We start from the raw sequence: 13,023 nt of genomic DNA on the forward strand, positions 1-13,023 counted from the left end.
GGACACATGACTTGCACCCGACCGCAAGCCGAACGCCAGATTCTTCTTGCAACGCGGGCGTCGTCCACACATGACCCGGAACGGACATCGCGTGTTAAGTGGGGAGACGGAGCCTTCGTCGCTTACGCCAACGGCTTTTTCGGCATGCGGCCTATCAGGCCGGCGCCTTCCGGCCGATCAGTCCGAACACGATCATCGCGATGCTGATGCCGCCGACGGTGCCTGAGACCTCGCCGACCGTGCGCATCAGGACGACAGGATCGTTGGACCAGGGCGTCATGTCCCGCATGGACAGAAAGAACAGGACGGCGAGGGCCAGGAGCACCACGCCCACGGCAATCAATCGCCAGTTTCGTTTCCGCATGACAGACTCTCCCCTATGCCGCCCCTGGGCGGACGCGGCAGATCACTCAGCAGAAGATAGTGTCGCTGATTTCCGTCCGGGTTCGATCAGCCCGCGAATAAAGCTGGGCTCCACGATCCAGCTTCGATGCGGCGACTAACGCCGAACGCTATTTGCCGTCGGTTTCCCGCCAGAGCGTCCAGATCCAGCCGGCGAAGGTCGCGACCAGCACGGGATAGGCGTAGGTCGGCAACGGTGTGGACGTTGGCGCTAGCGGCTCACCCCAGAAAATTCGCGCCGCTGTGACGATGAACAGCATGGCGCTCACGATGCCAAGGATTCGGATTGGCATGGCCAACAGCTTTGGGACGCTGATGAGGAGAAGCGCCGTCCCCCAAAGAGCGCTGCCGGCGGCAAACGCGCCGATGCTGCCCGCCAGGCCCGCCGCAGGGCCTGACAGCATGATCACACCCTCGCCGATGGCAAAAACCAGAAAGCCGCCGGCGACGACATCATGTCCTGCCCGAAAGTATTTTGTCGCCAGCAGTGCTGCTGCCATCACAAGCCCCGAGCCGTCGATCGCCCACAGAATCCCCTGCACGTTCTGTTGCGTGACCATAGCCCCCGCCATGCCCAGGGCACCACCAAGCGCAAGGCCTATGGCCGCGATAACGTTGATCGAGCGCTGCATCGTCTCTCCCAGCGGGACTCCACCCGACCCACGAGCGGCGATGATGCCATCATGCCGGTGATTTGCCCGACGTGTCAAATGGATTTCGTAAAATCGGAAGACATCATATCGGCCGTTGCCGGCTACGCCTACTGCGTCATAGACCCTGATGGTGAGGAGCGCGAAGCGCGTCTCCGGACGATGCTGCGCATCGCCGAGCGAACTATGAAGGCCCGCATCTTCCCCGCGGCCATCCTTCGAGACGCCCGCTCTCGCGGGCTCCTCAGGATGAGGGGGAGAGCACCCATAACGCAGGTAGGCTACTGTGCATGGGGTTGTTTTAGAGCTTTTTGTTGTCGGGCCGCGGAGGCCTCAGGCCGGACCCGGTCTCATCCGCCTCAGCTGTCGACCTTCAGCGCGGCAATGAAAGCTTCCTGCGGGATGTCGACTTTGCCGAACTGCCGCATCTTCTTCTTGCCTTCCTTCTGCTTCTCCAGAAGTTTCCGCTTACGCGTGATGTCGCCGCCGTAGCACTTTGCGGTGACGTCCTTGCGCAGTGCGCGGACGGTTTCGCGGGCGATCACCTTGCCGCCGATCGCCGCCTGGATCGGGATCTGGAACATGTGCGGCGGGATCAGCTCCTTCATCTTCTCGACCATGGCGCGGCCGCGGCCTTCCGCGCGGGTGCGATGCACCAGCATCGAGAGCGCATCGACCGGCTCGCCATTGACCAGGATCTGCATCTTGACGAGATCGGCCGGCTTGTAGTCGGTGAGGTGATAGTCGAACGAGGCGTAGCCCTTGGAGACCGATTTCAGGCGGTCGTAGAAATCGAACACGACCTCGTTGAGCGGCAAATCGTACTTCACCATGGCGCGGGAGCCGACATAGGTGAGCTCCTTCTGCGAGCCACGGCGGTCCTGGCAGAGCTTCAGCACGCTGCCGAGATATTCGTCGGGCGTGAGGATCGTGGCCTCGATCCAGGGCTCGTCGATCTCGGCGATCTTGACCACGTCCGGCATGTCGACGGGATTGTGGATCTCGATCTCGGCGCCGTCGGTCAGCTTCATCTTGTAGATGACGCTCGGCGCGGTCGCGATCAAATTGAGATCGAACTCGCGCGACAGCCGTTCCTGGATGATCTCGAGGTGCAACAGCCCGAGGAAGCCGCAGCGGAAGCCGAAGCCGAGCGCGGCCGAGGTCTCCATCTCGAAGGAGAAGCTGGCGTCGTTGAGGCGCAGCTTGCCCATCGCGGCGCGCAGGGTCTCGAAGTCGTCGGCATCGACCGGGAACAGGCCGCAGAACACGACCGGAATTGCCGGCTTGAAGCCCGGCAGCATCTCGGCGACCGGCTTCTTGTCGTCGGTGATGGTGTCGCCGACGCGGGTGTCGGCGACTTCCTTGATCGCGGCGGTGATGAAGCCGATCTCGCCGGGGCCGAGCTCGTCGACCTGCTGCATCTTCGGCGTGAAGAAACCGACGCGCTCGATGTCATAGGCTGCGCCCGTGCCCATCATGCGCACGCGGCTGCCCTTCTTCATGACGCCGTCGACGACACGGATCAGCACGACGACGCCGAGATAGACGTCGTACCAGCTATCCACCAGCAGCGCCTTCAGGGTGGCGTCGCGGTCGCCCTTGGGCGCCGGCAGGCGGGTGACGATGGCCTCCAGCACATCGGGCACGCCGAGGCCGGTCTTGGCCGAGATCATCACCGCGTCCGACGCGTCGATGCCGATGACGTCCTCGATCTGCTGCTTGATCTTTTCCGGCTCGGCGGCCGGAAGGTCGACCTTGTTCAGGACCGGGACGATCTCGTGATTGTTGTCGAGTGCCTGATAGACGTTGGCGAGCGTCTGCGCTTCCACGCCCTGGCTGGCGTCGACCACGAGCAGGGAACCCTCGCAGGCCGCCAGCGACCGCGAGACTTCATAGGCGAAGTCGACATGGCCGGGCGTGTCCATCAGGTTGAAGATGTAGTCCTTGCCGTCCTTGGCGCGGTACGAGAGCCGGACGGTCTGCGCCTTGATCGTGATGCCGCGCTCGCGCTCGATGTCCATGGAATCGAGCACCTGCTCCTTGCCGGCCATTTCGCGCTCGGACAGGCCGCCCGTCATCTGGATCAGGCGGTCGGCCAGCGTCGATTTGCCATGGTCGATATGGGCGACGATGGAGAAATTGCGGATGTTGGAAATGGGGGCGGTCGTCATGGGGCGCGGGATACCACTCACATCCCCGTGCGGCAACCATATTACTGTATTTTCAGGGCCTTTCTTCACGCCAAGCTGATTCCACGGCGGCTCAAAAAGCGCTACGCAACGAACCATGTCGACGACTTCGATCCTGCCCGCCGGAACGCACGCGAAAAGCGCTTTGAACCCCAGGCGGCTCGTGGCCCGGCTGGTTGCCAGTGCCACCGATCCCAAAACCCGTCTGTGGCTGGTGATCCAGCTCGCCGTCCTTCATGCAGTGATCTGGACCTTCATCCTGATCAATCTGAAGGCCGCGCAGGACGTTCATATGGACGTCGCAGAAGCCTATGCCTGGGGCCAGAAATTCCTGCTCGGCTACGGCAAGCACCCGCCGCTATCGGGCTGGATCGCCGGCCTCTGGTTCATGGTCTTCCCGCCGAAGGATTGGGCGACCTATGCGCTCGCGATGGTGACCGTCAGCGCCGGCATGGTGATCTGCTGGCTAATCGCGCTGCGCGTGGTTGACGCCCGGCGCGCGTTCCTCGTCCTGGTGATGACCGCGCTCTACCCGATCTTCAATTTCAAGGGTTTCAAGTACAACCCGGATTTGTTGCAGCTCGTCACGCTGCCGCTTCTCGTGCTCGCCTATCTCAATGCGTTCGAGAAGCGGAGCTGGCAATCCGGCGTCCTGCTCGGACTCGCCGGTGCGCTCGCGCTGATGACGAAATACTGGGTGCTGACCATGATCGGCGCCATCGGCCTCGCCGCGCTGATCCATCCGGACCGCGTCAGATTTCTGGCCTCGCCGGCGCCCTGGGTTGCGATCGCAACGCTCCTCGTCGCGATGATCCCGCATGGCATCTGGCTGGCTGGCGTGCATTTCGTGCCGCTGACCTATGCCGGCGACACCTATAGCCTCACCGATCGCGCCCAGATCAACGAGCTCGTGCGCGGCTATGCCCTGCACAATTTTGCGCTGCTCGCTCTCCCGGTGGCGCTGGCGGCGCTCGCGATGGCGCTGGTGCCGCCGTGGTGGAGATTGCTCCTGCAGGATCCCCTGGCGATCGTCACCCGCGCCTGGGCGCGCGGTGACAATCCAGGCGTCGACGTCTCGCAGGCGCTGAACATCTGGATCATCCAGATCATCGTCGCGGCCGGCCCGCCGCTGGGCGCGCTCGCCTTCGGCATCTACATGAAGACCGACTGGGGGATCTCGCTGTTCTTCCTGGTGCCGTTGGCGCTGGTGTCGATCCCGGCGCTGCGCGTGCAGCGCGCGAGCCTGTTCAACGTCACAGCGATCTGGCTCGTGCTGTCGCTGGCAACACTCGCCGCCTCGCCCTGGATCGCCGCACGCGAGATGGCAGCGAATGCCGGCAACACCGCGACCTATGGCGCGCGCTCGGAGCTTGCGCGCGAATTGACGCAGGCCTGGCGCACCCGCTTCGGCTCGCGCTGGCCAATCGTCGCCGGCACCATGGAAACGATTCAGCCGATGGCGTTCTACAGCCCCGATCATCCGAGCCCGTTCACGCCGAACGAAGCCTGGAGCTCCGGCCTGACCTCGGCGGAGGACGTCAAGCGCCTCGGTTTCATCGGCGTGTTCGATCCGACCGACGGCCGCGCGAACGATTTCGACAAATGGGTCAAGGAGACCGCGCCGAACGCCGAGCGGATCGTGATGACGACGCGCCGTTTCACCCACGGCAAGGCAGGCCCTGCGATGACGTGGAACGTCTACATCGCGCCGCCAGGAGGGTAACTCTTCTCGCGCCGCAAGCTGTCGAGTGGGCAAAGGCGCGCAGCGCCGTGCCCACCACTTCTGTCGAAAAATTGGAGACATGGTGGGCAGGCTTCGCTTTGCCCACCCTACGCAGCTTCACCCGGCCACGCGAGACTTGCCTTACGTCCCTTCCTCGTTGAACTTGCTTTCAACGAGTTCGGTGATCGCGGTGAGCGCGGCTTCGGCGTCATCGCCCTTGGCTGAAACTGTGATCGTCGTGCCGGGCCCAGCGGCCAGCATCATCAATCCCATGATCGAAGTGCCGCCGACGGTCTCGCCGCCGCGCGTCACCCAGACCTGCGCGTTGAAGCGCTCGACCGCTTGCACGAATTTTGCGGACGCGCGCGCGTGCAGACCGCGCTTGTTGATGATCAGCAGCTCTTTGGAGATCGCCCCTTCGGGCACGCCCGCTCCCGCAGGAAGACCGGCCTCACTTCCGAGTGGCGCGTCGTCGTTCATTTGCCGGCGAGCACGCGGCTGGCGATGGTGACGTATTTGCGGCCCGCTTCCTGGGCCATCGCGATTGCGTCGGGCAGCGCGCGCTCCTCGCGCACCTTGGCGAGCTTTACCAGCATCGGAAGATTGATGCCTGCGAGCACTTCGACCTTGGGTCGGCTCATGCAGGAAATTGCAAGGTTGGACGGCGTGCCGCCGAACATGTCGGTGAGGATCGCAACGCCGTCGCCGGAATCGACGCGATTAACCGCTTCGATAATGTCGCTTCGACAGAGATCGGAATCATCCTCGGCGCCGATCGTAATCGCTTCGATTTGCTTTTGTGGGCCCATGACATGCTCAAGCGCTGCCTTGAACTCGTCGGCAAGGCGCCCGTGGGTCACAAGTACTAGACCAATCATCGGAAAACTCCTCGCGGGCGCTTTTGGTGCGCCGCACGAACGCGCCACTTTGACCATCCAGAGCCCCCGCGCAAGAGGGGATGTTGCGTATCTCCCTGAATCTAGACGGATGGATGAGGGGAGGTCGCCGAGCTATTCGGTCGCGATAGTGGGGTTCATATGGTTACCATTTCCCTTCAAACAATCGCCCGAAGGGTTAACGGAAGATGAACTCTTGGTAGTGGTCAAGGCAGCGACAACCAGGGAGAGGGGCTGGTAACCGGCTCCGACCGGGATTCGCGGTAATTCGACACCGGAAATGGTGATTTTCAGGGCTTCCGGTGGCGGCAGGCGCTCCGCGTCGGGCGCGGCGAGATCGACCACGAGGCCGACGGTCGCATGCTCCACGAAGTCGCAGCGGCGGATGCCGAGGCCCCGGACCTCGATCAGGCCGGCCAGGACGGCGGCAGGGCGGACTACAATTTCGTTGCCAACTGTCGCCAGATGGACACGGTCATCGCCCACCAAAACGGCCTCTTCGACCACCCCGGCGCGGCCTGCCATGATCAAATCGAAGGCAAGGCGCGACTTACCCGCGCCCGAGGGCCCCCGGATCAGCACAGCCATGTTTCCTATTCTGACCGCGGAAGCGTGGACGCTGGCGCTGTCCTCGCTCATAGCGCCGGCAGCCTCACCACGAAGCGCGCGCCGGCGACGGTGGGCACGCCGTCGGCGTCAGGGGGACCAGCGCGATTCTCCGCCCAGATGCGTCCGCCATGGGCCTCGATGATCTGCTTGGAGATCGACAAGCCGAGGCCGGAGTTCTGGCCGAAGCCCTGATGCGGACGATCGGTGTAGAAGCGCTCGAAGATGCGCTCCAACGCGTCCTCGCGGATGCCGGGGCCGTCATCGTCGACCACGATCTCGATCTCGGTCCGCACGCGGCGACAGGTCATGCGAACCTTGTTGCCGGGCTCGGAGAAGGACTGCGCGTTCGACAAGAGATTGGCGATCACCTGCCCGAGTCGCGAATCGTGGCCGGTCACGGACAGGCCGTCGCTCGGGCCGCGGCCCTCGAAGCGGGCTTCGACCGCGACGTCGTGGCCGAGCTTGGTCTCGTTGGCGACCGAGGTGAGCGTCGTCAGCAGGCGCTTCAGATCGACGGGGATCGCATCCTGCCGCTGCAATTCGGCGTCGAGCCGGCTCGCGTCCGAAATGTCCGAGATCAGGCGGTCGAGCCGTTTCACGTCGTGCTCGATCACTTCCAACAGGCGCGCGCGGCTGGTGTCGTTGCGCGCCAGCGGCAAAGTCTCGACTGCCGAGCGCAACGAGGTCAGCGGGTTCTTCAGCTCGTGTGCGACGTCGGCGGCGAACATCTCGATCGCCTCGATGCGGCGATAAAGCGCATTGGTCATGTCGCGAAGCGCGCCGGAGAGATGGCCGATCTCGTCACGGCGGCGGGTAAAGTCGGGGATCTCGATGCGGGACTTGGTACGGCGGCGGACGCGCTCGGCGCTGTCGGCGAGGCGCCGCACGGGACCTGCGATCGTGCTTGCGAGCAGCAGCGACAGCATGATCATGACGGCGGCGGCGACGCCGCCGACTTTCAGGATCGCCAGCCGCTCGGCCGTGACCATCTGGTCGATGTCGTCGCCCTGGGTGGACAGCATCAGCGCACCATGGATGGCGCGCGAGCGCAGCACGGGCACCGCGACCGAGACGATCACCTCGCCGCGCGCATTGACCCGCACCATCGACCGCTTCTGGCCCTTCAGCGCATCGGCGACCTCGTCATAGCCGTTGCCGTTCTCTGGGCCGAGCTCGCGATAAAGCGGCAGGTCGCCGCGGTTGAGCCAGGTGCGCACCGAGGTCATGCCGCGTTCGAGGATGCCGGGCTTCTCGGATGGCGGTGGCAGGTCGTAGCGCAGCACGTTCTCGAGGTTACGGCTGTCGAGCAGGAGGATGCCGTTGGGATCGTAGATCCGCGCGCGCGTCTTGGTCGGCGAGATTAGTGTCCGCAGCACCGGCGCCACGCGCTCCGGATTGATCGGGAAATCCAGCGGCGAATAGTCGTCCGAACCGCCATAGCTGTCGCCGAGCTTGAGGTCGAGCAGCCGGTCGGGGTCGATCGTGATGGCGTTGGTCTGCACCGTCGCGGAAGCCGCGATCGCGCCCGCGATGATTTCGCCCTGCACCAACAGGCTCTGCGCGCGCGCATCGATCAGGCCGGCGCGGAACTGCGACAGGTAAAGGATGCTCGCGACCAGCGCGACGAGTCCGGCGAGGTTCAGCGAGACGATGCGGCGGGTGAGGCTCGAGAAGGAGAGCGCGAAGAAGAACTGCCCGGCGCGCTTGAGCCAATTCAGCGGCCGCCAGCCTTGCGCGACCTGCTTCTCCTCAGCCGAATGGTCCTGAACGCCCGCGGACGCGACGTCCTCGGCGTTCAGGCTGGAATCAGGCTGCGTCCGGTCAAGCAATGCTTACGCCCGCGTTAGGACTGTGTGCGTTTGGTCCCCGCATCTTAGCCGAGACCGACAACCCCGTCAGTCCGCAATGTCCCCGAAAGAGGCGCGCTCGCCTCAGGCTTCCTTGAAGCGATAGCCGACGCCGTAAAGCGTCTCGATCATCTCGAACTCGTTGTCGACCACCTTGAATTTCTTGCGCAGCCGCTTGATGTGGCTGTCGATGGTGCGATCGTCGACATAGACCTGGTCGTCATAGGCCGCGTCCATCAGCGCGTTGCGGCTCTTCACCACGCCAGGCCGGGTCGCCAGCGCCTGGAGGATCAGGAATTCAGTGACCGTCAGCGTCACCGGCTCGTTCTTCCAGGTGCAGGTGTGTCGTTCGGGATCCATGCGCAGAAGACCGCGATCGAGCGCCTTGGCGTCGTTCTCCTTCGGCGCGGCGGTCGGATCCTTTGGCGCCGAGCGGCGCAGCACCGCCTTGACGCGCTCGACCAGCAGCCGCTGCGAGAACGGTTTGCGTATGAAATCGTCGGCACCCATCTTGAGGCCGAACAGCTCGTCGATCTCCTCGTCCTTGGAGGTGAGGAAGATCACCGGCAGATCGGATTTCTGGCGCAGCCGCCGCAGCGTCTCCATGCCGTCCATGCGCGGCATCTTGATGTCGAGGATGGCAAGATCGGGCTGCGTGGTGCGGAAGCCGTCCAGCGCGGAGGCGCCGTCGGTGTACGTCATGATGCGGTAGCCTTCGGCTTCCAGCGCGATCGAGACGGATGTGAGAATGTTGCGGTCGTCGTCGACCAAAGCGATTGTGGGCATGAGCCTCTGCTTTCCGTTGGGGTCGTGATCTAAAACGGCGAGCAATTCAGAGATGCGCCGTATACATGGGCCCCCAACCCGGGGTTCGAACCTTGTCACCGAGCAATGCAAGCTGGGCTGAAGTGTGACCAAAGTTCCTCGAAACGCAGCGAAGCAGCCGCGATCCGACCCATAACCAAGCCCCGTTTAACCCCGAAAAGGCCGGCCTTGCAACCCGTAAAAGCCGGAAAACCGAAGAGAATCAGATGCAACCGACCTCCGATTTCGACCCCGGACAGCTCGCCAAATCGCTGTTGCGGCGCTCCCGGCAGGGGGCGCTCGCGACCCTGATGCCCGGCAACGGCGATCCCTATTGCTCCCTGGTCAATCTGGCGAGCCACCCCGACGGCTCGCCGATCCTGCTGATCTCGCGGCTCGCCGTGCATACCAAGAACATCCTCGCCGACGGGAGGGTCTCGTTGATGCTGGACGAGCGCGCCCCTGGCGATCCGCTGGAAGGGGCCCGGATCATGCTGTCGGGACGGGCAGAGCTGGGAACGGAAGGCGAGCTGGAGCTCCTGCGACGGCGCTACCTTGCCGCCCATCCGTCCGCAGAAGACTTTGTTTCGTTTCAGGATTTTTCCTTCTTCCGGATCAGGCCGTCCGGAACCCATCTGGTTGCGGGATTCGGCCGTATCGTCGATCTGAAGCCTGAGCGGTTCCTCACGGACCTCGCCGGCGCCGATGAGCTGCTTGAAGCCGAGGAGGGCGCGGTCGCGCACATGAATGCCGACCATCGCGATGCCATGGCTTTGTATGCGACAAAATTGCTCGATGCAGCCGAGGCCGACTGGCGCTGCACTGGCTGTGATCCCGAGGGCCTCGACATGCAGTCGGAACAGGTCGTGCTGCGGCTCGAGTTTCCGGAGCGGGTGACTGATGGCAACGCGCTGCGCAAGATCCTGGTGAAGCTGGCGGGCGAGGCGCGGGCCAAGGGCGGTTAGCTTGAACGGCGGCGTCGCTCGCCGCGACCCATGGTCAAGCAATATGGCCTGGGTCGGCAACGAGAGCTTTCATGACGCGATATTTACGTTTGGCGCTGGCAGCCGGGCTTGCGCTCGCGCTCGGCGCATCCTTCTCCACATTTGCCACGGCCCAGAATCTCGCCACGCAAAGCGCCAGGATCAACGAGCTCAGCCGAGCCGGCAAATATGCGGAGGCGCTGCCGCTGGCACAGGCCATGGTGGCAAGCCTCGAGAAAGGCAACAACAGCCGCGATCTCGCGGGTGCGCTGAACAACCTTGCCCAAATCAATGCCGCGCAGGGTCACGACGATCAGGCCGAGCCGCTTTACAAGCGCGCCGTCGCGCTGATGGAAAAATCCCTTGGCCTCGACGCGGTGGAGATCGCGCCCGAGCTGAACAACCTCGCAGCGCTCTATCAGCGCCAGCAACGCTTCGCCGACGCCGAGCCGCTGTTCAAGCGTGCGCTCACCATCCGCGAAAGGACACTGCCGCGCGAACATCCCGATGTCGGCCAGTCCCTCAACAATCTCGCCACGCTCTACGTGAAGCAGGAGCGCTATGCCGACGCCGAGCCCTTGTTCCAGCGCGCGCTTGCCATCTACCAGAAGGCCGGAGGCCCAGAGCATCCCGCTGTGGCGACGCTGCTGAACAATATCGGCCAGCTCGATCGCAACCTCAACCGTGATGCGGACGCCGAAGCGCCGATCAAGCGCTCGCTCGCGATCCGAGAAAAGGTGCTGGGCGCCGATCATCCCGATGTTGCGCGCTCGCTCAACAACCTCGCAGGGCTCTACGAGCACGAGCAGCGCTACGCCGATTCCGGGCCCCTCTATCGCCGCGCGCTGTCGATCCGCGAGCGCGCGCTCGGGCCCGATCATCCTGACGTCGTGACGTCGATCGGAAATCTTGCGTACTTCCTGCAAGTGTCGGGAAAGACCGCCGATGCATTGCCGCTTGCAGAAAAGACGCTGGCCAACAATGGCACGCAGCTCCGCGTCGTGCTGCCGGTCCTTTTTGCCGCGCGGCAGCAGCAATTGCTGCCTGACGACGAGGCGCTGGACGAAGCGCTTGCCGCCATCCAGCGCGGCACGCAATCCTCTGCCGCGTCGGCCGTGAACAAGCTCGCGGTGCGGCTCGCCGCCGGCAGCGACCGGCTCGCCGAGCTGGTGCGGCGAGATCAGGATCTCGCCGCAGATGCCGACACGCTCGACAAGGCGATCATTGCCGCAGTGTCAAAGCAGCCCGTGCAGCGCGATGCGGCCGGCGAGCAGCGCAACCGGCAGCGCCTTGCGGCGATCGCAAGCGAGCGCGCGAGCTTGCAGAAAACGCTTGCCGTCGAATTCCCGGATTACGCCTCGCTCTCCAATCCGTTGCCGCTGGCGGTAAAGGAGATCCAGGCGCTCTTGTCGGCCGATGAAGCGATGGCGCTCTATGCCATCGTCGACAAGGAGAGCTACGTCATCGCGATCACGCGCGAAGGCGTCGATTGGAAACGGATTGCGCTCGGTACTGACGCGCTTGCGCAAAAGGTCTCGGCGTTCCGTAAGGGGCTCGACGTCGGCAAGGCGCGCGATTCCTCCGGCAAGTCGGGGCTGTTCGATCTCGCGCTTGCCAACGAGCTCTATGTCACGCTGCTCGGCCCCGTCGAGATGCTTACAAAGGACAAGCGCAGCCTGCTGGTGGTCCCCTCCGGCGCGCTGACGGCACTGCCGTTTCATCTGCTCGTCACCGAGAAGCCGCGAGCTGCGATCCCGGAGACGCTCGAAGGCTATCGCAGCGCTGCGTGGCTGTTGCGGCGCCAGGCGGTCTCGGTGTTGCCCTCGGTGGTCAGCCTGAAGTCGCTGCGTGCCTTTGCGCGCAGGGATCAGAACATCAAGCCAATGACCGGCTTTGGCGATCCCCTGTTCAATCCTGCGCAGGAGGCGCCCGCGGACCGGCGCGCGACGAAGACTGCGGCGCGCAGCATTGCGACGCTTGCCTATACCGATTTCTGGCGCGGTGCTGGCGTCGATCGCGCGCGGCTTGCACAGGCGTTGCCGCAACTGCCTGATACGGCGGACGAGCTCAGCGCCGTGGCGAAGGACGTCGGTGCCGCCGCCGCCGATGTCCATCTCGGTCGCGATGCCAGCGAGACGACGCTGAAGCGGGCAGCGCTTGCCCAATACAGCATCATCTATTTCGCCACCCACGGCCTCGTCGCCGGTGACGTCAAGGGATTGGGCGAGCCTTCGCTTGCGCTCTCGATGCCGGATCAGCCGACCGACTTCGACGATGGTCTCCTCACGGCAAGCGAAGTCGCGCAGCTCAAGCTCAATGCGGACTGGGTCGTGCTGTCGGCGTGCAACACCATCGCTGGCGACAAGCCGGGTGCGGAAGCGCTGTCGGGATTGGCGCGAGCGTTCTTCTATGCCGGCGCGCGCGCACTTCTGGTCTCGCATTGGGCGGTTGATTCCGAAGCCGCCACCCGGCTGACCACATCGACTTTCGATTTGCTCAAAAACGAACCAGGACTCGGCCGAGCCGAAGCGTTGCGGCGCGCGATGTTGGCCTACCTCGATGACACCTCCTCACCGCGCAATGCCTATCCCGCGATCTGGGCGCCCTTCGCGCTGATCGGAGAAGGTGCGGTACGATAGAAACAGCACTGGAAATACAGTGGCAGATTGTGCGTTGCAAAATCTCCGACAACGCTGATTTGCCCATTTGGTTGCGCGATCATCGGTCGTTTTCGACGCGCGCGCTTCAGAGCGGGCACGCGCGACTTTTGGCCCAGCCCTTGAATAAACCAAATCCTACGGGATCAGCTTGGCAACGTCAGCGTTCATCAGTATTACGTCGTCCAGCCGAGGCCGGACGGCCTATTATTCACGGTGGCCGCGATGGATGGCGCTCAAAGATGATCGCGCCAGTAATGCGG

Annotated in this window: 11 protein-coding genes; 3 read left to right on the forward strand and 8 right to left on the reverse strand. The window is 63.9% G+C overall.

The genetic code is table 11. The features are described 5' to 3' along the window. Window positions 1–154: 154 nt before the first annotated feature. From Q3C01_RS35350 to lepA, 3 genes are all read right to left on the reverse strand, one after another. Entirely contained in the window at window positions 155–364 is a 210-nt protein-coding gene (locus Q3C01_RS35350; protein WP_458149897.1) for a hypothetical protein, read from the reverse strand. A gap of 148 nt (window positions 365–512) precedes the next feature. Next, on the reverse strand, window positions 513–1,034 hold the full coding sequence (locus Q3C01_RS35355) for a hypothetical protein (protein WP_458149898.1): 522 nt from the start codon (window positions 1,032–1,034) through the stop codon (window positions 513–515). Window positions 1,035–1,411: 377 nt separating this feature from the next. Continuing rightward, window positions 1,412–3,223 carry a translation elongation factor 4 gene (lepA, locus tag Q3C01_RS35360; protein WP_458149899.1) on the reverse strand — a complete coding sequence of 604 codons (1,812 nt, stop codon included), beginning with the start codon at window positions 3,221–3,223 and terminating at the stop codon, window positions 1,412–1,414. 115 nt (window positions 3,224–3,338) lie between these two features. Here lepA and Q3C01_RS35365 point away from each other — a divergent pair, with 115 nt between their 5' ends. Then, entirely contained in the window at window positions 3,339–4,964 is a 1,626-nt protein-coding gene (locus tag Q3C01_RS35365; RefSeq protein ID WP_458149900.1) for a glycosyltransferase family 39 protein, read from the forward strand. Window positions 4,965–5,105: 141 nt separating this feature from the next. On the opposite strand, the gene Q3C01_RS35370 is transcribed toward Q3C01_RS35365, so the two are convergent. The 5 genes from Q3C01_RS35370 to Q3C01_RS35390 all read right to left on the reverse strand — a co-directional run bounded on the left by Q3C01_RS35370 (window position 5,106) and on the right by Q3C01_RS35390 (window position 9,102). Continuing rightward, window positions 5,106–5,444, reverse strand: a complete 339-nt coding sequence (locus tag Q3C01_RS35370) for an HPr family phosphocarrier protein (RefSeq protein WP_458149901.1) — start codon at window positions 5,442–5,444, stop codon at window positions 5,106–5,108. Next, complete coding sequence (locus Q3C01_RS35375; RefSeq protein WP_011090868.1) at window positions 5,441–5,842, reverse strand: PTS sugar transporter subunit IIA; 402 nt, start codon at window positions 5,840–5,842, stop codon at window positions 5,441–5,443. Before Q3C01_RS35375 ends, Q3C01_RS35370 begins: the two co-directional genes overlap by 4 nt. Window positions 5,843–5,974: 132 nt before the next feature. Continuing rightward, window positions 5,975–6,499, reverse strand: coding sequence for an HPr kinase/phosphorylase (locus tag Q3C01_RS35380; RefSeq protein ID WP_458149902.1), 525 nt, complete (start codon window positions 6,497–6,499; stop codon window positions 5,975–5,977). Further along, on the reverse strand, window positions 6,496–8,298 hold the full coding sequence (locus Q3C01_RS35385) for a stimulus-sensing domain-containing protein (RefSeq protein WP_458149903.1): 1,803 nt from the start codon (window positions 8,296–8,298) through the stop codon (window positions 6,496–6,498). Before Q3C01_RS35385 ends, Q3C01_RS35380 begins: the two co-directional genes overlap by 4 nt. Window positions 8,299–8,400: 102 nt before the next feature. Then, window positions 8,401–9,102, reverse strand: coding sequence for a response regulator transcription factor (locus Q3C01_RS35390; RefSeq protein ID WP_027520846.1), 702 nt, complete (start codon window positions 9,100–9,102; stop codon window positions 8,401–8,403). Window positions 9,103–9,347: 245 nt separating this feature from the next. Here Q3C01_RS35390 and Q3C01_RS35395 point away from each other — a divergent pair, with 245 nt between their 5' ends. Further along, window positions 9,348–10,085 carry a HugZ family pyridoxamine 5'-phosphate oxidase gene (locus Q3C01_RS35395; protein ID WP_458149904.1) on the forward strand — a complete coding sequence of 246 codons (738 nt, stop codon included), beginning with the start codon at window positions 9,348–9,350 and terminating at the stop codon, window positions 10,083–10,085. Between the two features lie 71 nt (window positions 10,086–10,156). After that, the gene (locus Q3C01_RS35400; RefSeq protein ID WP_458149905.1) at window positions 10,157–12,742 is read left to right on the forward strand and encodes a CHAT domain-containing tetratricopeptide repeat protein; all 2,586 of its coding nucleotides are present in this window, start codon (window positions 10,157–10,159) and stop codon (window positions 12,740–12,742) included. Window positions 12,743–13,023: the final 281 nt, after the last annotated feature.

It is taken from the genome of Bradyrhizobium sp. UFLA05-109 (assembly GCF_054185165.1).

Excerpts from the sequence above, each read along its gene's own strand:
- Q3C01_RS35350 (WP_458149897.1), bottom strand. The coding sequence starts at position 364 with ATGCGGAAACGAAACTGGCGATTGATTGCCGTGGGCGTGGTGCTCCTG.
- Q3C01_RS35355 (WP_458149898.1), bottom strand. The coding sequence starts at position 1,034 with ATGCAGCGCTCGATCAACGTTATCGCGGCCATAGGCCTTGCGCTTGGT.
- lepA (WP_458149899.1), bottom strand. The coding sequence starts at position 3,223 with ATGACGACCGCCCCCATTTCCAACATCCGCAATTTCTCCATCGTCGCC.
- Q3C01_RS35365 (WP_458149900.1), top strand. The coding sequence starts at position 3,339 with ATGTCGACGACTTCGATCCTGCCCGCCGGAACGCACGCGAAAAGCGCT.
- Q3C01_RS35370 (WP_458149901.1), bottom strand. The coding sequence starts at position 5,444 with ATGAACGACGACGCGCCACTCGGAAGTGAGGCCGGTCTTCCTGCGGGA.
- Q3C01_RS35375 (WP_011090868.1), bottom strand. The coding sequence starts at position 5,842 with ATGATTGGTCTAGTACTTGTGACCCACGGGCGCCTTGCCGACGAGTTC.
- Q3C01_RS35380 (WP_458149902.1), bottom strand. The coding sequence starts at position 6,499 with ATGAGCGAGGACAGCGCCAGCGTCCACGCTTCCGCGGTCAGAATAGGA.
- Q3C01_RS35390 (WP_027520846.1), bottom strand. The coding sequence starts at position 9,102 with ATGCCCACAATCGCTTTGGTCGACGACGACCGCAACATTCTCACATCC.
- Q3C01_RS35395 (WP_458149904.1), top strand. The coding sequence starts at position 9,348 with ATGCAACCGACCTCCGATTTCGACCCCGGACAGCTCGCCAAATCGCTG.
- Q3C01_RS35400 (WP_458149905.1), top strand. The coding sequence starts at position 10,157 with ATGACGCGATATTTACGTTTGGCGCTGGCAGCCGGGCTTGCGCTCGCG.